Below are 20417 nucleotides of genomic sequence, written 5' to 3' on the forward strand. Positions count from 1 at the left end.
CAATGCTCGCTCTTACAGACTTTTCCGCGCGCCTGATCGCGTGGCAACGCATTCACGGCCGTCACGACCTGCCGTGGCAGAACACGCGCGATGCTTACCGCATCTGGCTCTCGGAGATCATGCTGCAGCAGACGCAGGTCAGCACGGTCATTCCGTACTACGCGCGTTTTCTCGAACGTTTCCCGACCGTGACTGCGCTCGCGGACGCCCCGATCGACGACGTGATGGCGCTCTGGGCCGGGCTCGGCTATTACTCGCGCGCGCGCAATCTGCATCGCTGCGCGCAGGTCGTGGCGTTCGAACACGGCGGCGCGTTTCCGCGGACAGTCGAAGCGCTCGCGGAATTGCCGGGCATCGGCCGATCGACGGCGGCGGCGATTGCATCGTTCGCGTTCGCTGCGCGCGCGACGATCCTCGATGGCAACGTGAAGCGTGTGCTTGCGCGCGTGTTCGGCGTCGAAGGTTTTCCGGGCGAAAAGCGTGTGGAGAACGCAATGTGGACGCTCGCCGAATCGCTCTTGCCCGATGCCGCCAACAAGGATGAAGTCACCGCCTACACGCAAGGCCTGATGGACCTCGGCGCGACGCTGTGCGTGCGCGGCAAGCCCGATTGCGCGCGCTGTCCGTTCGCGCCGGATTGCGTGGCGAACGTGGAAGGACGTCAGCGCGAGTTGCCGGCGGCGCGTCCGAAGAAAGCGGTGCCGACGCGCAAGACGTGGATGCTGGTGCTGAAAGACGGCGATTCGATCCTGCTAGAAAAGCGTCCGCCGACGGGAATCTGGGGCGGTCTCTGGAGCTTGCCCGAAGCCGCCGACGAAGCCGCGCTCGCGGCCGTGGCGCACAGTTTTGGCGGCGACGCGCACTTGCAGCGGCTTGCGCCGCTTTCGCATACGTTCACGCATTTCAAACTGGAAATCGAGCCGCGTCTCGGCGAAACCCGTGGCACGCCGCGCGAACTGAACAACGCGCAAACCGTCTGGGCGCCGCTTTCCCGGCTCGATGCGTTCGGCGTTCCCGCGCCCGTTCGCAAGCTGCTCGACGGGCTCACCGGCTCGCTCATCTGAAGCGCTAAAGCAGTTGATGATGCTGCATGTAGTGATGCACGACGTCGATACGCGCGCCGGCATCCATCAGTTCCATGAGCTTCTGGCGCGCGCGCATGGGAATCGGCAGGATTTCGGCAAGACGGTTCGACACCCAGGTGGGGTCGTCGAAGAGATAGGGCTCGACGAACGGAAGGTTCTGCGGCTCGCGCGTTTTGATGGTCTCGATGATGCGCTCCAGCACCTCCGCGCACGCGCCGAACTTGGCGAGCGTTTCGGCGCCATGCAGCGGCTGATCCTCGCCCAGCACTTCCGCCGTTCCAACCAGCAGATTGCTCGGGTCGACGCGATGCGTCACGAGCCGAAAGCGTTCCGTTCCGCGCGCCTGCACGAGCAGGAGGCCGAAGGTATCGACATCGCATTCCGTGATTTCGGCAAGACAGCCGATGCTTTCCGGCACCGACGGATCTCCCGGCGACGCGATCTCATGACCGCTCTTTAACAGGCACACGCCGAACGGCGACTTCTCGCGCAGACACGAACGCGCCATGTCGAGATAGCGCGCCTCGAAAATCTTGAGCGGCAGCAGGCCGCCGGGAAAGAGGACGGTGTGAAGCGGAAACAGCGGCAAGTCGGCTAGAACGGGGTTCGAGGACATTGCGCGCCTCCAGTTTGCGACCGCCGACGCGGCGATCAGGTTCGCGTGTGGATTGCGCTGTCATCCACGGGGATGGGCGCGTCACGATGCCGCACGATCACATTGGCGTCGCCGCGAAAGTGCGCGGCCAGCGCCTGTGCGATGTACACCGAGCGATGTTGCCCGCCCGTGCAGCCGATCGCAACCGTGAGATAGCTGCGGTTATCGTCGCGAAAGCGCGGCAGCCATTTGCCGACGAATTCGCCGATGTCGTCGATCATCTCGCCGACCATGGGCTGCGCCGAAAGATAGTCGATGATCGGCTGATCGAGGCCCGTGAACGGGCGCAACTCGCGGTCGTAATACGGATTCGGCAGCGTGCGCACGTCGAAAACAAGATCGGCGTCGAGCGGCACGCCGCGCTTGAAGCCAAACGATTCGAACATGAGGGTGAGGTCGGCGGCATCGGTTTCGACGAAGCGCTTGACCCACGCGCGCAGAACGTTCGCGCGCAGATTGCTGGTGTCGATCTGATGGCCGTATTCGGCCAGGTCGGCCACGAGTTCGCGTTCCCGCTCGATAGCTTCCGCGAGCGAGTTGAGCACGCCGACATCGGCCTCGTGCATGGGTGAACCGGAAAGCGGGTGACGGCGACGCGTCTCGGAGAAGCGCTGAATCAGCGACTGCGTGCTTGCGTTGAGGAACAACAAGCGCAGGTCGTACTTGCTAGACAGTGTGTGGATGATGCCGGGAACATCGTCCAGGGAATGGCTCGAACGCGCGTCGATGGCGACGGCGAGACGCTGCTGTCCTTCGCTCGACAGGTAATCGGCCAGTTCGGGCAAGAAGCGCGGCGGCAGATTGTCGACGCAGTAGTAGCCGCCGTCCGCGAGAGCGTTCAGCGCAACCGATTTGCCAGAGCCGGAGATGCCGGTGATCAGGATGATACGCATGGGCTTCGCTTCAATTGCCTTATCTTAGCACTGGCTTTTAGTCCGTTTTTCGCGCTTCGAGCGTGAACTCGGGCGGGAAATTAGATCAGTTTGCCGGGGAACTGGCTATCCGGGTCCTGCATGGCGAGCCGCTGACGGTCCATGAAGTCCCGCAACGTGTCGATGCCGCGCAATTGCAGGATCGTATTGCGTACCGCCGCTTCTACCAGCACAGCAAGGTTTCGGCCCGCGGCGACTTGAATCGTCACTTTGCTGATCGGCAGACCGAGGACATCCACGGTCTGACTTTCCAGCGGAAGCCGTTGAAACTCGCCATCCGGCCGACGGACCAATTGCACGATCAGCTTGAGTTTCATTTTGCGGCGCACGGCGGTCTCGCCGAAAATCGTCTTGATGTCCAGCAGACCGAGACCGCGCACTTCGAGCAGATTTTGCAGCAGGGGCGGGCAGCGCCCTTCGACGAAATCAGGACCAAGGCGCACGAAATCCACGGCGTCATCGGCCACCAGACCGTGGCCACGGCTGATCAACTCCAGCCCGAGTTCGCTTTTGCCGAGGCCGGAGTCGCCGGTCAGAAGCACTCCCATGCCCAGAATGTCGATGAACACGCCATGCAGCGTGGCGCGTGGTGCGAGAATGCGTGACATGTAAGCGCGCAGACTGTCGATGACCGCGGCCGCGGACATGCGCGTCGTGAAAAGCGGTGTGGACGATCGCGTGCAGCGCAGCACGAGTTCCGGCGGCGCGCCGACTTCGCCGGCCACCACGAGAAACGGCGGTTCCAGCGCGATCAGTTCGGCCATGTGGCGCGAACGGTCTTCGTCGGACTGGCGCTGGTAGTAGTTGATCTCGGCGTCGCCGAGCACCTGGATACGGTTGGGGTGAATCAGATTCAGGTGGCCGACCAGGTCCGCGCTGGAGGTCGCGTTGGCAACGGTTTCACTCGAAAACCCGCGTTCCCAGCCTTCGTGCCCAGTCAGCCAACTGAGCTTCAAAGTGGCGGCGTTGTCGTCGAAAATGCTTTGGGCGTTGATGCTGGACGTATCCATGAGGCCGGAACTCCGTTGGAAGCCGGGAGCAGCCAACGCGCGCCGAAGCGAATTGCTTCAATCAGCCGCATGGTGCTGCATTTCACTGCGTTTGACCCGCGTTCAGACCGCGTTTGAAACGATTGTGCCGCAGAAGCACCGCATAAGCGAGACGCCCCAAAAAGCCTGGAAAGGGCGGCCGGCCTGCTGCAAATGCGGCTCTCGGCAGTGCGAGCGCGCCGCTTACGGCTGCCACTGCGTGAGGACCTGATACAGGGCCTCGCGATTTTCTTCCTTATGCAAACGCTCGCGCGCTTCGCTGTCGGAGAGTAATTGCGCGATCTCCGAGAGAATTTCAAGATGCTGCTGGGTCGCCTGCTCGGGCACGAGCAAGAAGATCAGGAGCGAAACCGGCTGCCCGTCGGGCGATTCGAACGCGACAGGCTCCGCCAGGCGCACGAAGGCGGCGAGCGGTTGCTTCAGCCCCTTGATGCGGCCATGTGGAATGGCGACGCCTTCGCCGAGGCCAGTCGAGCCGAGACGCTCACGAGCGAAGAGATTGTCGGTGACGATGCTGCGGGCGATGCCGTTCTGGTTCTCGAAAATCAGACCCGCCTGCTCGAATACACGCTTCTTGCTGGTAACGGCCAGTCCGAGAACCACGTTCTCGATGGGAAGAAATTTGGCTAAACGATTCATGTTGGCAGGCTGATGCGTGGCCTGATAGCTCCTCATCGTGGCTACTGTAAGCGCTCACGGCGACGATCGGACGGAAAATGCGCTTGGGCTTCCTGCAGCGTATCTGTTTGGTTAACCCCTGTAACAACCGGGCCATTATAGAACAGGGTAATGCGTGATGGTGCGGCGCGCCATTGCCCTATTGCAACTCAATGTGCAGTACAAAACCCGGGAAATCAATGGCTTGTACTGACTCGTCACCGATTCCCAACAAAAAAGCCGCCAAGGCGGGCGGCTTTGCTCTGGTCTGTGCTCTCGATGACTGTTCGGCCAAGGTTGGAGGATTTCCTCCAAACTCGCCCACCGGCTGGCGGCGGGCACGTGCAAAACGACTTCGGATCACGCGACGCGCCGCATTCAGGGCGACGGCGCTTCCAGTTCTTGCGCTTCGGCGCGGTACTTGATGGCCTCGTGAGCGTGGCCCTGGATCTTGTCCTTGTGCTTGATGACCTGACGATCCAGCTTGTCCACCATCAGATCGATGGCCGCGTACATATCAACGTCACAACTCTCGATGAAAATGTCCTTGCCCTTCACGTGCAAGTTGATTTCACACTTTTGCCGCTTGTCCTTTTCCCTATGATTGTCGACCGAGAGGACAACGCTGCCGTCGATCACTTGATCGAAGTGACGCAGCACCCTGTCCAGTTTCGTGATCACGTACTCGCGCAACGCAGGCGTCAATTCGAGGTGGTGTCCACTGATCTTCAAGTTCATAGTTGCTCTCCAAGCTGATGGCCGCCAGGCCAAGGCTCGTCCGATACCGGTCGGCGATGCGACTCCAGAGCGCATGAGCTACGAGCGCGTGAGGAAAGGCGCACCGACCGGCTCGTCCGCGCATTTGCGCTGCGGCCGGTAAACGTCCGTCGCGACATGCGACAGACTATAGAGACGGGTCAAAGAGACTTGCGCAGATTCACTGCGGGAATTCTCAGTGCCTCGCGATACTTGGCGACAGTGCGCCGCGCAACCACGAAGCCTTGTTCCGCCAGCAGTTCGGCGATGCGGCTGTCTGAAAGAGGAGTTTTGGGGTCTTCCGCTCCTATCAGTTGCTTGATGAGGGCCCGGATCGCCGTGGACGATGCCGCGCCTCCAGTGTCAGTCGAAACATGCGATCCGAAGAAGTACTTAAATTCAAGCGTCCCGAATGGGGTGAGCATGTACTTTCCGGTCGTCACGCGTGAAACCGTCGACTCGTGTAAACCCAGCGTATCAGCTATTTCCCTCAAAACCAAGGGCCGCATGGCGATTTCGCCATGAGCGAAGAAGTTCTTCTGACGCTCGACAATGGCCTGCGCGACGCGAAGAATCGTCTCGAATCTCTGCTGAATATTCTTGATGAGCCAGCGCGCTTCCTGAAGTTGTTGCCGCAACGAACCGCTGCCCGGATCACCACGGTTGTTGCGCAAAATGTTCGCGTACAAGTGGTTGATACGCAGCTTCGGCACAATCTCCGGATTCAACTCGGCGGTCCACCCGCCAGACATCTTGCGCACGAGAATGTCCGGTACGACGTAATCGGCTTCGCTCTTGCCATAGGCAGCTCCTGGAAAAGGCTCCAATGACTTGATCAGCAAATGCGCGTCCCGCAGCGAATCGTCGCTCGCCTTCAGGTGCTTGCGCAGACGCGTGAAATCTCGCGCGGCAAGCAATTCCAGATGATTGTTGACGATGTCCAGCGCAAGCGTGCGCGTGGGCGAACCATCCAGTCGCAGCAATTGCAGCTTCAAACACTCGGATGCCGAGCGGCCGCCCACACCGGGCGGATCGAAACTCTGCAGCAAGGCGAGTGCCGCGCTAAGTTCGTCGACATCGACTTCCAGTTCGTCGGGCAGATCGGCCTGGACTTCTTCGAGCGTGGCCGTTAGATAACCGTCTTCGTCCAATGACTCGATCAGGAACGTGATCAGCGCGCGGTCGCGCTGGTTCGCCGACGTCATGCGCAACTGCGCGGTCAGATGGTCGCGTAGCGTCGTGGTCGATTCGTGGATTTGCAGTGGCGGGAGATCGTCGTCGTCCGAGGCGTTATTCGAACGGCCATAGTCTTCGAGGTTCCACGAACTGGAATCCGCGCCGTTGTCGGAGCCCATGCCGTTGTATTCGTCGACACCTTGCGGCTCGCCATTCTCCGAGCGATCGGAACTCGATGTGCTCGATGACGAGCCGTTGCTCATCATGGGTTCGGGCGCCGAATTGTTCGAAGCGGGAGACGAGATCAGCGAGCCGTCTGCCGCGACGCGCAGCGGGCTTGCAATCCAGTCGTCCTCGTTCTCGAGCAGCGGATTTTGCGCGATGGCCATCGCCACTTCCTGCTGCAATTCGAGCGTCGACAACTGCAGCAGCCGGATGGACTGCTGCAGTTGTGGGGTCAGCGCAAGATGCTGCGATAGTCGGAGTTGGAGGCTGGCTTTCATGGCAAATTTTTATTCATTGTAGAGAGTTTGCCACGCGCGCGAAACCTCGCGGCGAATCCAAAAAAGCGTGTGCCGCCTCGGTGGGCGGCACGTAAAAATTGCACTTGCGACTTGATGCGGCGCGGTACGCGCGCCTTTCGTCCTACGCGTTACATGCGGAAATGCTCACCCAGATAAACGCGCCGCACGTTTTCATTCTCGATGATCTCGCTCGGCGCACCCGCTGCCAGCACGCTGCCATCGCTGATGATGTACGCGTGGTCGCAAATGCCGAGCGTCTCGCGCACGTTGTGGTCCGTGATCAGCACGCCGATGTTGCGCTGCTTCAGAAACTTCACGATCTTCTGGATTTCCAGCACCGCGATAGGATCGACGCCCGCGAACGGCTCGTCGAGCAAGATGAAGCTCGGGTTGGTTGCAAGCGCGCGCGCAATTTCAACGCGTCGGCGTTCGCCGCCCGACAGCGACAATGCCGGATTCTCACGCAGATGCGCAATCTGCAGTTCATCGAGCAGGGCTTCGGCGCGCTGTGTAATGGCGTCTTTGGACAGGCGTTTGCCCGTTTCGTCCGTCTGCAGTTCGAGCACCGCGCGAATGTTCTGCTCGACGGTGAGCTTGCGAAACACCGAGGCTTCCTGCGGAAGATACGACAAACCGAGATGCGCGCGCTGGTGAATGGGCAGAAGGCTGATCGAGGTATCGTCGAGCACGATTTCGCCTGCGTCGAGCGGCACGAGGCCGACGATCATATAAAACGACGTAGTCTTGCCTGCGCCGTTCGGCCCGAGCAGACCGACGACTTCGCCGCTCTTCACATCGAGCGACACGTCTTTCACCACGGTGCGCGAGCCGTAACGCTTCTTCAGATTGCGCACGACCAGCGAGCTCGACTGGCCTTCCGGCTTACGGTGGGGCATGGCTGGCGAGTTCACTGCTGCGGCGTTCCCTTTAGAGTGTTCGACGGTGCAAGCGTGGCGGGCGGGCCATCCAGCGACGCCGCGTTGCCGCTGCGCGGCGCGAGCATGGCGCGCACGCGGCCGGTCGGATTGCCTGGTGAGGCCACGTCCTTGCCAGCGGTTGCCGTGTAGAAGTCTTTCTGACCGTCGTAGGTGATGACGCTGCCGTGCACTTCGTCCTGCACCTTGGTCAGGCCTTGCAGGCGGCGCACGGTGGCGCGCGTCGTGAGTTTGGTGAAGTCGTTCTTGCCGTCGTAGTCGATACGGACCGCGTTGCCGTCGATGTACTCGTCGAGGCCATCGCGCTTTTGACGGAAGTACGAGAGATTGTTGCCGGTCGAGGTGCCGGTCGCGTACTGATAGCCCTGTGGATCTTGCGTGACATCGACGCGATCCGCCTTGATGACGATCGTGCCTTTGGTCGCAACGACGTGACCGGTGAACACGTTCTTCTGGTTCAGGTCGTCGTAGGACATGTTGTCCGCTTCGATGTTGAGCGGCTTGTCGCGGTCGGCCTTTTCGGCGTGCGCCGGAGTTGGCAGCGCCAGCATCGCGGTGAGCGAAGTCAGCGAGACCAGGGCGGCCGCGAGCCCAGCCCGCACGGCGTGCGCGGTGCGGCGCGCGAACATTGCGCGCGTGTGGCCGCCATCGGGACGAGGGAAGCTTTGGTTCATGCAGTCACAAAATTCGGAAGGATTTGCCGGGATAACTAGGTTACTTTGACGAGCCGCCATTGATGTCCGACGCGGCTATCGCGCCGCGCACGTTACCAAAGAGCTTCATTTCCCGGGTCACGTTGTTGTAGTTCATGCCGTTGGCCGTCATCACGGACGGGCCGCGCTGAAGTCTAACCGGTTTTTCCGTCTCGATGACATCGTCGTTCACCAGCACGCGAAAATGCTGCGAATCCGCTTGCATCTGCGGATCGCCGAAACCGGCTGCGCGCAGGATGCGGGCGTTGTCGTACAGATCGACGATGGACACGTCGCCGTTCACCGTGCCGCGCTGCGCCGTCGCCGTGACGGTGGGCTTTTGCGGCTGGAACATGCGCATGGCGGGCAGCGTCAGGTCGCTGTTTTCGTCGTCTTCGTAATGCACCATGGACTTGGCCGTGAGGCGATACTGCGTCGTGCCCGAGGTATCGAGTTCGGAGACGGAAAAATTCTCGGCGAAGTAATCGGCGGTATGACGCTTTGGCTGCTCGGGCGCGGGCGCACCGGACGGCAGCGTGCTCTGCAGAAGCCAATAGGTGATGCCCGCGAGCGCCGCCATGGCGACGAGCGGCAGCAAGGAGGAGAAACGGCCGGGACGAGGCATTGGCTTATTCTCCGAGCGCCGCGGCTAGCAGCGCGTCGTAGCGGTTCTGCGCGCGCAAGATGACGTCGCAGACTTCGCGCACCGCGCCTTGACCGCCACGCGCTTCGGCCACGAAATGCACGCGTTGGATCACTTCCGGATGCGCGTTCGCCGGCGCGGCCGCGAAACCGCAGCGGCGCATCACGGCGAGGTCGGGCCAGTCGTCGCCCATGTAGCCGGCTTCGTCGGCGGCTATTTTGGTCGCGGCGAGCAACCCGGCGAGGGCAACGGTCTTGTCCGCGACGCCCTGATAAAGATGCGTGACGCCCAGTTCCTTCGCGCGCGCCGCGACGATGCCCGACTTGCGGCCCGTGATGATCGCCGTCTGTACCCCGACCGACTGAAGCATCTTCACGCCGTGGCCGTCGAGCGAGTTGAACGATTTCATCGCGTCGCCTTCGGCGGTGAAGAAGAGGCTGCCGTCGGTGAAGACTCCGTCGACATCGAAAATCATGAGCTTCACGCGGCTCGCGCGTTCGGTAGCGGACGCGGCGGATACGTCAGAAGCGGCGGAAGAAGGCGTTTGCGCCATCAGATCACCTTCTTGGAAAAGAGGTCGTGCATGTTCAGCGCGCCGATCAGTGTCGCGTCGGCGTCCACGACCAGCATCTGATTGATACGAAAGCGCTCCATCAGTTCCACGGCTTCGACGGCAAGATGGTCCGGACCGATTGTGCGCGGATTACGCGTCATGACATCGGCGAGTTTCAGCGCGCGGAAATCGCCGTCGCGCTGCAGGATGCGACGCAGGTCGCCGTCCGTGAAGATGCCTTCCACGTGACGATCGCCGTTGATGACCGCCGTCATGCCCATGCGCTTGGCTGTGATCTGAAAGAGCGCGTCCGATACCGTGGCGTCGAGCGAGACGACCGGCACTTCGTCGCCCACGCGCATTACGTCGCGCACATAAGTCAGGAGGCGCCGGCCGAGCGCGCCGCCCGGATGCGAACGCGCGAAATCCTCGGGACCGAAGCCGCGCGCATCGAGCACGGCGACGGCGAGGGCATCGCCCATGGCAAGCGCGGCCGTGGTGCTGGCCGTGGGCGCGAGATTCATGGGACACGCTTCCTTTTCGACGCGCACGTTCAGATGCATGTCCGCAAGTTGCGCGAGGCTGGATTCGGGCCGTCCCGTAATGGCGATGAGTTTTGCGCCAAGACGCTTGATGAGCGGCAAAATAGCGACGAGTTCCTCGGTTTCGCCCGAGTTGGACAACGCGATGAAGATGTCGTCGGCCGTGACCATGCCCAGGTCGCCATGGCTCGCCTCAGCCGGATGCACGAAGAACGCCGGCGTGCCCGTGCTTGCGAGCGTGGCGGCGAACTTGCGCGCCACGTGTCCCGACTTGCCGATGCCGGACACGACCACGCGCCCGCGGCAGGCAAGCAGCGTTTCGACTGCGTTCGTGAAGTTTTCGTCGAGAAGTTCTGAGAGCCCGCGAACGGCGTCGGCTTCGATCTGGATCACGTCGCGAGCGAGTCCCAGTGCCCGGTCGCCATTGATTTTCGCTATCATGCGCGGAGTATAGCAAAGGCGTTTCTTCGCCGCGCCGCTCAAGGGCGTGACGCGCCGCCGCCTATCCGCCCCCGCAGGCCCCGGCGTCAGGGGCCTTTCCACGACACCGTCGCGCGGCCTTCGCGCGTGCCGGAACGCCGACGAACGAGGACGCTGGACGGATGATTTCTCCGCTCGAAATGACGCTGTTGTTGCTGCTCTGCTCAGTGGCAGGCGTCGTCGTATTTCGCTTTTTCAATTTGCCGCCGATGCTCGGTTATCTGACCGTCGGCATCATCGTGGGTCCGCATGCGGCCGGCATCGCGCCGGATAGCGACCGCGCCCAGCATCTCGCCGAATTCGGCGTGGTGTTCCTGATGTTTTCCATCGGACTCGAATTCTCGCTGTCGAAGCTGCGCTCGATGCGGCGCATCGTGTTCGGACTCGGCGCGAGCCAGGTCGGGGCGACCATCGTGCTTGCGCTGCTGTTCGGCTGGATCGCCAATTTCTGGATTCCGATGTCCTGGCAGGCGAGCTTCGCGCTCGGCGGCGCGTTGTCGATGTCCTCGACCGCGATCGTCAGCAAGCTGCTCGCGGAACGGCTCGAACTCGAATCGGAGCACGGCCGCAACATCTTCGGCGTGCTGCTGTTTCAGGATCTGGCGGTGGTGCCGCTGCTCATCATCATCGCGGCGTTCGGCAACGGCAATTCGTCGCAACTCGCGATGTGGCTCGGCATCGCGGCGATCAAGATCGTGGTCGCGTTGACGGTGCTGCTGTTCATCGGCCAGAAGTTCATGACGCGCTGGTTCGATCTGGTCGCGCGCCGGCGCTCGCAAGAACTCTTCATGCTGAACCTCTTGCTGGTGACGCTCGGCGCCGCGTTCATCACCGACAAGTTTGGGCTGTCGCTTGCGCTGGGCGCATTCATCGCGGGCATGTTGATCGCCGAGACACCTTACCGGCATCAGGTGGAAGAGGACATCAAGCCGTTTCGCGACGTGCTGCTCGGGCTTTTCTTCGTGACGACCGGCATGCTCCTGAACCCGCGCGTGATCTGGGAGCATCCGTTCCTCGTGCTCGGCTTTCTGATCCTGCCGATTCTGCTCAAGGCCGTGATGATCACCGGGCTCTCGCGTCTGTTCGGCGCGACGCCGGGCGTCGCCATGCGCACGGGTCTCGGGCTTGCGCAGGCGGGCGAATTCGGCTTCGTGCTGCTGAATCTGATTCTGGATTCGCATCTCGTCGATCCGACCATCCTGCAGGCCATTCTTTCCGCGATGCTGCTGTCCATGCTCGCCGCGCCGTTCATCATCCAGAACGCCGACCGGATCGTGCTGCGGCTGTCGTCGACGGAATGGATGCTGCAATCGCTGCAAATGACGAAGATCGCGACGCAAAGTCTCAAGCAAAGCGGTCACGTGATCATTTGCGGATACGGCCGCGCCGGGCAGAATCTCGCGCGCATGCTGGAGCAGGAAGGCATTTCCTACGTGGCGCTCGACCTCGACCCGGATCGCGTGGCGGCAGCGGCGGCGGCCGGCGAATCGGTCGTGTTCGGCGATGCCGGGCGCCGCGAATCGTTGCTCGCGGCGGGTCTGCATCGCGCGGCGACGGTCGCGATCACCTACGCCAATACGCCATCCGCGATGCGCGTGCTCCACAACATCCACGAACTCGCGCCCACCTTGCCGGTGATCGTGCGTACCGTCGACGACGCCGATCTCGAAAAGCTCACCGCAGCGGGCGCGACGGAAGTGATTCCGGAGATCGTCGAAGGCAGCCTGATGCTGGCGTCGCACACGCTCGTGCTGATGGGCGTGCCGATGCGCCGCGTCGTGCGGCGCGTCGAGGAAATGCGCGACGCGCGCTACAGCATGCTGCGCGGCTACTTTCACGGCGCCGATGACGATGACGACGACGATGGCCACGAGCAGGTGCGGCTACAATCCGTACCGATCGACGAGAAATCGGACGCGGTCGGGCATTCGCTCGACGATCTGGGGCTCGTCGGCAACGGTGTCGAGGTCACCGCGATCCGGCGCCACGGCATCCGGGGCGTCGAACCCGCCCCCGACACCAAGCTGCGCGCGAACGACATCGTCGTCTTGCGCGGCATGCCCGAAGGGCTCGCGCAAGCCGAAGAGCGGCTTTCGCGCAACCGCCGGGCAGCGTAACTTTTTCTCTTCATCGTCAAGGCGGGCGCGGCCTCACAGCGCGGACTTGGAGAAGTCATGTCCTTTACCCCTACGAACGTCACGCCGGACGCCGCGCGTTTCATCAAGGAGCGCGTGCGCACCGTCGAAAACTGGCCGCAGGCCGGCGTGCAGTTTCGCGACATCACGCCCGTCTTGCAGGACCGGCGCGCGCTGCGCACGTTGATCGACCTGTTCGTGCAGCGTTATATCGATGCAAAACTCGATTCGATCGCCGGTCTCGATGCGCGCGGTTTCATCATCGGGCCGATTCTCGCGTACGAACTGAGCCTGGGTTTCGTGCCGATCCGCAAGAAAGGCAAGCTCCCGTACAAGACGCTCTCACAGTCCTACGAGCTCGAATATGGCAGCGCGACCGTCGAGATTCACGAAGACGCGTGCAAACCGGGCGATCGCATCGTGCTCGTCGACGATCTGGTCGCGACCGGCGGCACCATGATGGCAGGCAAGATTTTGCTGGACCGGCTCGGTGCGGAAGTGGTGGAAGCGGCGGCGATCATCGACTTGCCGGATTTGGGCGGCTCGAAACTGCTGCGTGAAAGCGGCGTGCCGCTTTACACCGTTTGTGAATTCGCGGGGCATTGAGATGCCGAATTTCCTCCTCTTTCTTGCCGCATCGGTGGCGATTACCGTCGCGCCGGGGCCGGACAATCTGCAAGTGCTTGCGCGCGGCATCTCGCAAGGACGGCTTGCGGGCATCGTGGCGGCGCTCGGCTTTGCGTGCGGCGTGATCTTTCACACGACGCTCGCGGCGCTCGGCATTGCGGCGCTCTTGCGCTCGTCGCCGATGGCGTTCGAGGCCGTGAAGCTCGCGGGCGCGGCTTATCTCGTGTGGATCGGCATCAAGGCTTTGCGCAGCCGTGGCATCGCGACCGCGCATGAACGCGCGAGCCAACCGCTTTCGACCGTGTTCCGGCAGAGCGTGATCGGCAACATGCTCAATCCGAAGGTCACGTTGTTCTTTATCGTGTTTCTGCCGCAATTCGTCGATCCGCACGGCGCGCAAAGCGTGATGCTGCAGATGTTCGAACTTGGCGGCGCGTTCATGCTGCAAACGGTCGTGGTGTTCTCGCTCTTCGGCATCGGCGCGGGCATGATCGGTTCGTGGCTCAAGCGCCGTCCGCGCGTGGGCTTGTGGCTGGATCGTCTGGCTGGCGTGACGTTCATCGCGCTCGGGATTCGCGTCGCGTTGAAGGATTGAGGCGGGCGCTTTCGAACGCTCACGAACGCCACGAACACTCACCAGCGCTCACCAGCGCTCACCGAACGCTCACGAGCGCTCACCAACGCTCACCAACGCTCAAGCCGCGAGCGCAAAAGCCCAGCCTTCGATTCAATTGGCCGCGCTACAATTTTCGGCCTTTCACGGGCCGCCGAGCCTGCCGGAGCCTTCATGTCCCTGCCTTCGATCGCCGCTGCCCGCCATTTCGACGCCACCCTGCATGTGCCTTTTCTGATCGGCGAGGAGCGCGTCGGCTGGATCCGCGCTTTCGATGTCGCATCGCTCACGCGCTGGCCGAACATCTTCGTAGTCGATGCAACCGCGGTGCGGCTGCATCCATCGCTGAACGACGTCGATGCGCGCACGGCCGCGCTTCACGATGTCATCGACACGCTCGCTCAACAGGGCAAGATTCCCGGCTGGCGCAACGAAACCTACGCGATTCGCAACGACTTCCAAGCAGCGCCGCTCGCGTTCATCGAACGCGCGGCCTCGCGCTTCTTCGGCACGATGACTTACGCAGTGCATCTGAACGGCATCGTAAAATATCGCGATGGCGCGCCGCGGTTGTGGATCGCGCGCCGCAGCGATACCAAGTCCGTCGATCCCGGCAGGCTCGACAACGTGGTCGCGGGCGGCATCGGCTGGGGTATGGATATCGAGCCGACGCTCGTGAAGGAATGCTGGGAAGAAGCGGGCATGCCGGCCGAACTCGCGTCGACGGCCACGCCCGGCGGCACGCTCCACGTGCTGCAGATGATTCCCGAAGGCACGCAGGCCGAGCAGCTTTTCGTCTACGACATCGAGCTTCCGGACGACTTCACGCCGCAAAATCAGGACGGCGAAGTCGGCGAACATCGCCTGGCGCGCATCGAGGATGTCGCGCGCTGGATCGAGGAAGGCGAATTCACCGTCGATGCGACGCTCGCCACCCTCGATTGCCTGCTGCGCCACCGCTGGATCGACGAGGAAGCGTGCGAAGGCATCGCCGCGCTCTACACGCCGCCATCGCTCTAACAATGATTAAGGAGTAACCGGGTCATGTCGACCGAACATAGTTTCATCCTGAAGTTGTCGTGCCCGGACCGTCCGGGAATCGTGCATGCCGTTTCCGGGTTTCTGTTCAATCTCGGCGCGAACATTCTGGACTCGGCGCAGTTCGGCGACAGCCACACCGGCGAGTTCTTCATGCGCGTGCATTTTCAGGAAGTCGGCGGCGATCCCGGCCTCGAAGCGCTGCGCACGTCGTTCGGCGAACTGGCCGACACGTTCGGCATGCGCTGGGAGTTGCACGATGCATCGGTGAAGCCGCGCGTGGTCATCATGGTGTCGAAGATCGGCCACTGTCTGAACGATCTGCTGTTCCGGTATCGCACGGGCCAGTTGCAGATCGACATCGCGGCTATCGTGTCGAATCACAAGGATTTTTATCAGCTCGCCGCGAGCTACGACATTCCGTTCCATCATCTGCCGCTTCTCAACGGCACGCCGCAGGCGAAGGCCGCGCAGGAAGCGCGCGTGATGGAGATCATCGACCAGAACGATACCGACCTCGTCGTGCTCGCGCGCTACATGCAGATTCTCTCCACCGAAATGTGCGACAAACTCGCGGGCCGCGCGATCAACATTCATCACTCGTTCCTGCCGAGCTTCAAGGGCGCGAAGCCGTACTATCAGGCGTTCGATCGCGGCGTGAAGCTGATCGGCGCGACCGCCCATTACGTGACGTCCGACCTCGACGAAGGGCCGATCATCGAGCAGGAAGTGGAGCGCGTCGATCACAACATGACGCCGGATCAACTGACCGCCATTGGCCGCGATGTCGAATGCGTGACGCTCGCGCGCGCGGTGAAGTGGCATGTGGAGCATCGCGTCGTGCTGAATGGGAGCAAGACGGTGGTGTTCCGGTAAGCATCGCCGTCAAAACGAGAAACTTCGCTGAATTCAAAGATTCAGCGGGGTTTTTTTATGTCGATGCACGCTTCAGACGAGCCGCAAATAAATCAGTTCGCGCTTGATATACGCGTAGAAAATCGGCGCGGCGATTACGCCCGGAAGACCGAACGCGGCTTCCATCGCGAGCATGGCGAGCAGCAGTTCCCACGCGCGCGCCTCGATCTGCCCGCCGATGATGCGCGCGTTCAGGAAATACTCGAGCTTGTGAATGACGATGAGAAAGCCGAGCGACGCCACCGCCGTGCCGAACGAAACCGACAATGAAATCCCGACAATGATGGTGTTGGAAATGAGATTGCCGATTACCGGCAGCAGACCGACGATGAACGTGATCAGCACGAGCGTCTTCGACAGCGGCAAACGCTCGTGAAAGAGCGGCAACGCGACCAGCAAATACAGCGCGGTGAAAACCGCGTTGATCGCCGAAATCTTGATCTGCGCGAAGACGATGCGGCGGAAGGCATCCGAAAAACGCGACACGCGCGTGACGAGCGCGGTGGATAACGGCAACCGATGCGCCTGCTTCGGCGCTCCGACCGCGATGATCGCGCCAATGATCATGCCGATCAGAATATGCCCGAAGCCGCGCGCCATTTCCTTGCCGCCTTGCTGCAATTGCTCGGCGTGCTTGTGCATGAGGTCGGCGGCGCGGTCTTTCATCTGATCGGCATCGACCGGGAGGTAATTGGCGATCCAATCCGGCACGCGCAGCCTTGCGTGCGACGTGATGCTCATCAACTGATCCAGCAATTTTTGCAGGCTCGGCACGTCTTGCTGGAAGTGCTCGATGATGGCTATCGTCGCGAACGTGAGCCCGCCGATGATGATCGTGGAGATGATGACGACGGACACCAGCCGCGCGCCGCGGCTCATGACGTGCCGCTCGATCACGGGCGCGATCATGTGAACCAGTTGGAACACCAGCATGCCGGCGAGCAGTCCGCCCAGCAACTTCAGCTGCAAAACCAGGTACATACCCGCGAACGCCGCCAGATAGCTGCCGATCTCCACGGCGGACAACTTCGGCATGCTCATGTCGCTCGTCAGCCTGACGGGGCGCGCGGGAAGATCCCGTATGCGTCGCTCCTCGTTGGCCGCTTCGTTGCGCTTCGCCATGACTGCGTTCCTTTTCCCTGCTTGCGACGGTTATTCGTGCCGCGTATCGCGGCGCATTTCGAACGGCTATGGCGCGCGGCGCAAGTGACGCGCCGCAACCATGCTACGCCGCCGACTTGGGCCGTTGCAGCAAGGGTGCCAGATATCTGCCCGTAAAGCTCGCTTTCGATTTCGCGACCTGCTCGGGTGTTCCCTGAGCGATGATCTGGCCGCCGCCCGCGCCGCCTTCCGGACCGAGGTCGATGACCCAATCCGCCGTTTTGATCACGTCGAGATTATGCTCGATGATCACGACCGTGTTGCCCTGATCTCGCAGACGGTGAATCACTTCGAGCAGAAGCGCGATGTCGTGGAAGTGCAGACCGGTCGTCGGTTCATCGAGGATATAAAGAGTCCGACCGGTGTCGCGCTTGCTCAGTTCCAGCGAAAGCTTGACGCGCTGTGCCTCGCCACCCGAAAGCGTGGTCGCCGACTGGCCGAGCCGGATATAACCGAGGCCCACTTCCAGCAGCGTCTTCAGCTTGCGCGCGACGACCGGCACCGGCTTGAAGAACTCGTGCGCGGCTTCCACCGTGAGGTTGAGCACTTCGCTGATGTTCTTGCCCTTGTACTGAATGTCGAGCGTTTCGCGGTTGTAGCGCTTGCCGTGGCACACGTCGCAGGGCACATAGACATCCGGCAGAAAGTGCATTTCGACCTTGATGACGCCATCGCCCTGACACGCCTCGCAGCGTCCGCCCTTCACGTTGAACGAAAAACGGCCGGGATCGTAACCGCGCTCCTTCGCGGCCGGCACGCCGGCGAAGAGTTCGCGGATGGGCGTGAACAGTCCGGTATAAGTGGCCGGGTTCGAGCGCGGCGTGCGGCCGATCGGTGATTGATCGACGGCGATCACTTTGTCGAAGTGTTCGAGACCTTCGATGGACTCATACGGCGCGGGCTCGGTCGATGATCCGTACAAATGTTGGGCAACCGCGTGTTGCAACGTGTCGTTGATAAGCGTGGACTTGCCCGAACCCGAGACGCCGGTCACGCAAGTCAGAAGCCCGACGGGCAAATCGAGCGTCACGCGCTTCAGATTATTGCCATACGCCTCGACAATACGAAGCTGCCGCTCGTCCGGCGCGGTCCGCTCGGACGGATAACCGATAGTCCGCTTGCCCGACAAATACTGTCCCGTGATCGAATTCGGGTCTTTCTGCACCTGATTCGGCGTGCCTTGCGCGACGATCACGCCGCCATGCACGCCCGCGCCCGGCCCCATGTCGACGACGTAATCGGCCATGCGGATCATGTCTTCGTCATGCTCGACCACGATCACCGAGTTGCCGATATCGCGCAGATGCTTGAGCGTGGCGATGAGCCGGTCGTTGTCGCGCTGATGCAGGCCGATGGACGGCTCATCGAGCACGTACATCACCCCGGTCAAGCCCGAGCCGATCTGCGACGCGAGCCGGATGCGCTGCGCCTCGCCGCCCGAGAGCGTTTCGGCGCTGCGTTCGAGCGACAGGTAATCGAGCCCGACGTTATTCAGGAACGACAGCCGCGCGACGATTTCCTTGACCACCTTGTCCGCGATCTCACCTTTCGCGCCGTCGAGCCGTAGCGTCTGGAAGTAGCCGAGCGTATCGCGCAACGGCCAGCCGCTGACTTCGTAGATGCCGCGAGCGTCATCGCCGGAACCGACTTTGACGAAACGCGCCTCGCGGCGCAGACGCGTGCCCTCGCAGGCCGGGCACGCCTGATTGTTCTGATACTTCGCCAGTTCCTCGCGCACGGCGGCCGAGTCCGTTTCGCGATAACGACGCTCCAGATTCGGCAGGATGCCTTCGAATGCGTGCTCTCTCACCGAAGCGCGCCCGCGCTCGTTGATGTACGAGAACGGAATGACCTGCTTGCCCGAACCGTACAAAAGCGTCTTGCGCACCTTTTCCGGCAGTTCCTCGAACGGCGCGTCGATGTCGTATTCGTAGAACGCCGCGAGACTTTGCAGCATCTGAAAATAGAACTGATTGCGCCGGTCCCAGCCCTTCACCGCGCCCGCCGCGAGCGAGAGCGAAGGATGCGCGACCACGCGCTTCGGATCGAAAAACGTGATCTGGCCCAAGCCGTCGCATTCCGGGCACGCGCCCATCGGATTGTTGAACGAGAAAAGGCGCGGCTCCAGTTCCGGCAGCGAGTACGAACAGATCGGGCACGCGAACTTCGAGCTGAAGAGCTTTTCGTTTTCGGTATCCATTTCGAGCGCGATCGCGCGGCCATCGGCGAGACGCAGCGCGGTCTCGAACGATTCCGCCAGGCGCTGCTTCATGTCCGGACGCACTTTAAGCCGGTCGATCACCACGTCTATGGTGTGCTTGTCGTTCTTCTTGAGCTTCGGTAGCGAGTCCACTTCATAGATTTTCGCGACGCCTTCGTTCGCCGTGCCGCCGCCCGAACGAATGCGAAAGCGGATAAAGCCCTGCGCCTGCATCTCTTCGAATAACTCGACGTGCTCGCCCTTGCGATCCACGACGACGGGCGCGAGGATCATCAGCTTGGTTTCCTCGGGCAGCGCGAGCGCGGCATCGACCATTTGCGAGACGCTTTGCGCTTCGAGCGGAATCAGATGATCGGGGCAATAAGGTGTGCCGACGCGCGCAAACAGCAGACGCAGATAATCGTGAATTTCGGTGACGGTGCCGACCGTCGAACGCGGATTATGCGAGGTGGCTTTTTGTTCGATCGAAATGGCCGGTGAAAGGCCTTCGATCAGATCGACATCGGGCTTTTCCATCAGCTGCAGAAATTGCCGCGCGTACGCCGAGAGGCTCTCGACGTAGCGGCGCTGACCTTCGGCGTAAAGCGTATCGAATGCGAGCGACGACTTGCCCGACCCGGACAACCCCGTAATCACAATCAGCTTGTGACGCGGCAAGTCGAGATTGACGTTCTTCAAATTGTGGGTGCGAGCCCCACGAATACGAATTTCTTCCACGAGTCTCTTCCGGGTTCTTTCGGGGGTCTTTCGGGCGTCTTTTAGGTCGTGGCGCGGGGTTTCCTGCGACTACCGGACGACAAAGTAAGGGGGCTAAACCTGCTACTATAACGACTTTTGCAGGGTGCGGCGCCCGTGCCAAAAGGCTCTCGGGGGCTCTCAAGGCTTCTCGGCGGCTTTCCAACGGCTTTTCCGTTTCCCAGGCGCTTTCGCGTTAATGGCCGCAGGTCGTGCGGCGCGCGAGCCGCCGTGTGTCGCATATAGTGCCGTTTCGAGCCAGAACAAGGCGGCCGCGCCGCGCTCCCCACGCG

The 20417-nt window shown here is 61.8% G+C and carries 19 protein-coding genes; 6 read left to right on the plus strand and 13 right to left on the minus strand.

From position 1 onward, the window contains the following. Positions 1–2: 2 nt before the first annotated feature. Positions 3–1064, plus strand: a complete 1062-nt coding sequence (gene mutY / locus P9250_RS20055; RefSeq protein WP_250525342.1) for an A/G-specific adenine glycosylase — start codon at positions 3–5, stop codon at positions 1062–1064. 4 nt (positions 1065–1068) lie between these two features. Here the strand turns inward: mutY and P9250_RS20060 are convergent, their stop codons facing one another. The 11 genes from P9250_RS20060 to kdsD all read right to left on the minus strand — a co-directional run bounded on the left by P9250_RS20060 (position 1069) and on the right by kdsD (position 10640). After that, positions 1069–1701 carry an LON peptidase substrate-binding domain-containing protein gene (locus P9250_RS20060; RefSeq protein WP_244826917.1) on the minus strand — a complete coding sequence of 211 codons (633 nt, stop codon included), beginning with the start codon at positions 1699–1701 and terminating at the stop codon, positions 1069–1071. 35 nt (positions 1702–1736) lie between these two features. After that, a complete protein-coding gene (rapZ, locus tag P9250_RS20065) occupies positions 1737–2633 on the minus strand; it encodes an RNase adapter RapZ (protein WP_310394784.1) in 897 nt (298 codons plus the stop codon). A gap of 80 nt (positions 2634–2713) precedes the next feature. After that, positions 2714–3682, minus strand: coding sequence for an HPr(Ser) kinase/phosphatase (hprK, locus tag P9250_RS20070; RefSeq protein WP_061172712.1), 969 nt, complete (start codon positions 3680–3682; stop codon positions 2714–2716). A 222-nt stretch (positions 3683–3904) separates the two neighbouring features. Beyond that, positions 3905–4360, minus strand: a complete 456-nt coding sequence (gene ptsN / locus P9250_RS20075) for a PTS IIA-like nitrogen regulatory protein PtsN (RefSeq protein ID WP_244826919.1) — start codon at positions 4358–4360, stop codon at positions 3905–3907. A gap of 396 nt (positions 4361–4756) precedes the next feature. Next, the gene (gene hpf, locus P9250_RS20080) at positions 4757–5116 is read right to left on the minus strand and encodes a ribosome hibernation-promoting factor, HPF/YfiA family (RefSeq protein WP_244826921.1); all 360 of its coding nucleotides are present in this window, start codon (positions 5114–5116) and stop codon (positions 4757–4759) included. 179 nt (positions 5117–5295) lie between these two features. Continuing rightward, a complete protein-coding gene (locus tag P9250_RS20085; protein ID WP_244826922.1) occupies positions 5296–6813 on the minus strand; it encodes an RNA polymerase factor sigma-54 in 1518 nt (505 codons plus the stop codon). Between the two features lie 149 nt (positions 6814–6962). Next, positions 6963–7730: an LPS export ABC transporter ATP-binding protein gene (lptB, locus tag P9250_RS20090; RefSeq protein ID WP_244826923.1), complete on the minus strand. Its 768-nt coding sequence runs from the start codon at positions 7728–7730 to the stop codon at positions 6963–6965. 11 nt (positions 7731–7741) lie between these two features. After that, positions 7742–8443 (minus strand): lipopolysaccharide transport periplasmic protein LptA, encoded by a 702-nt coding sequence (gene lptA, locus P9250_RS20095; RefSeq protein WP_309841269.1) that lies wholly within the window; start codon positions 8441–8443, stop codon positions 7742–7744. A gap of 40 nt (positions 8444–8483) precedes the next feature. Next, positions 8484–9086 carry an LPS export ABC transporter periplasmic protein LptC gene (gene lptC, locus P9250_RS20100; protein ID WP_244826925.1) on the minus strand — a complete coding sequence of 201 codons (603 nt, stop codon included), beginning with the start codon at positions 9084–9086 and terminating at the stop codon, positions 8484–8486. Between the two features lie 4 nt (positions 9087–9090). After that, positions 9091–9657 (minus strand): HAD family hydrolase, encoded by a 567-nt coding sequence (locus P9250_RS20105; RefSeq protein ID WP_310394788.1) that lies wholly within the window; start codon positions 9655–9657, stop codon positions 9091–9093. Next, positions 9657–10640 carry an arabinose 5-phosphate isomerase KdsD gene (kdsD, locus tag P9250_RS20110; RefSeq protein ID WP_244826927.1) on the minus strand — a complete coding sequence of 328 codons (984 nt, stop codon included), beginning with the start codon at positions 10638–10640 and terminating at the stop codon, positions 9657–9659. The genes P9250_RS20105 and kdsD overlap by 1 nt, the downstream gene beginning before the upstream one ends. A gap of 161 nt (positions 10641–10801) precedes the next feature. Here kdsD and P9250_RS20115 point away from each other — a divergent pair, with 161 nt between their 5' ends. From P9250_RS20115 to purU, 5 genes are all read left to right on the plus strand, one after another. Further along, a complete protein-coding gene (locus P9250_RS20115; protein WP_250462867.1) occupies positions 10802–12796 on the plus strand; it encodes a monovalent cation:proton antiporter family protein in 1995 nt (664 codons plus the stop codon). Positions 12797–12853: 57 nt separating this feature from the next. Then, on the plus strand, positions 12854–13420 hold the full coding sequence (locus tag P9250_RS20120; protein WP_244826929.1) for an adenine phosphoribosyltransferase: 567 nt from the start codon (positions 12854–12856) through the stop codon (positions 13418–13420). 1 nt (position 13421) lies between these two features. Then, positions 13422–14036 carry a LysE family translocator gene (locus tag P9250_RS20125; RefSeq protein ID WP_309841275.1) on the plus strand — a complete coding sequence of 205 codons (615 nt, stop codon included), beginning with the start codon at positions 13422–13424 and terminating at the stop codon, positions 14034–14036. Positions 14037–14228: 192 nt separating this feature from the next. Next, positions 14229–15074 carry an NUDIX hydrolase family protein gene (locus tag P9250_RS20130; protein ID WP_250462876.1) on the plus strand — a complete coding sequence of 282 codons (846 nt, stop codon included), beginning with the start codon at positions 14229–14231 and terminating at the stop codon, positions 15072–15074. A gap of 24 nt (positions 15075–15098) precedes the next feature. Continuing rightward, positions 15099–15968: a formyltetrahydrofolate deformylase gene (purU, locus tag P9250_RS20135; RefSeq protein ID WP_310394791.1), complete on the plus strand. Its 870-nt coding sequence runs from the start codon at positions 15099–15101 to the stop codon at positions 15966–15968. A gap of 72 nt (positions 15969–16040) precedes the next feature. On the opposite strand, the gene P9250_RS20140 is transcribed toward purU, so the two are convergent. Then, positions 16041–17129, minus strand: a complete 1089-nt coding sequence (locus tag P9250_RS20140; RefSeq protein ID WP_244826933.1) for an AI-2E family transporter — start codon at positions 17127–17129, stop codon at positions 16041–16043. A gap of 103 nt (positions 17130–17232) precedes the next feature. Further along, positions 17233–20106, minus strand: coding sequence for an excinuclease ABC subunit UvrA (gene uvrA, locus P9250_RS20145; protein WP_250462882.1), 2874 nt, complete (start codon positions 20104–20106; stop codon positions 17233–17235). Between the last annotated feature and the right edge of the window lie 311 nt (positions 20107–20417).

It is taken from the genome of Caballeronia sp. LP006, assembly GCF_031450995.1.
GTDB lineage: Bacteria > Pseudomonadota > Gammaproteobacteria > Burkholderiales > Burkholderiaceae > Caballeronia.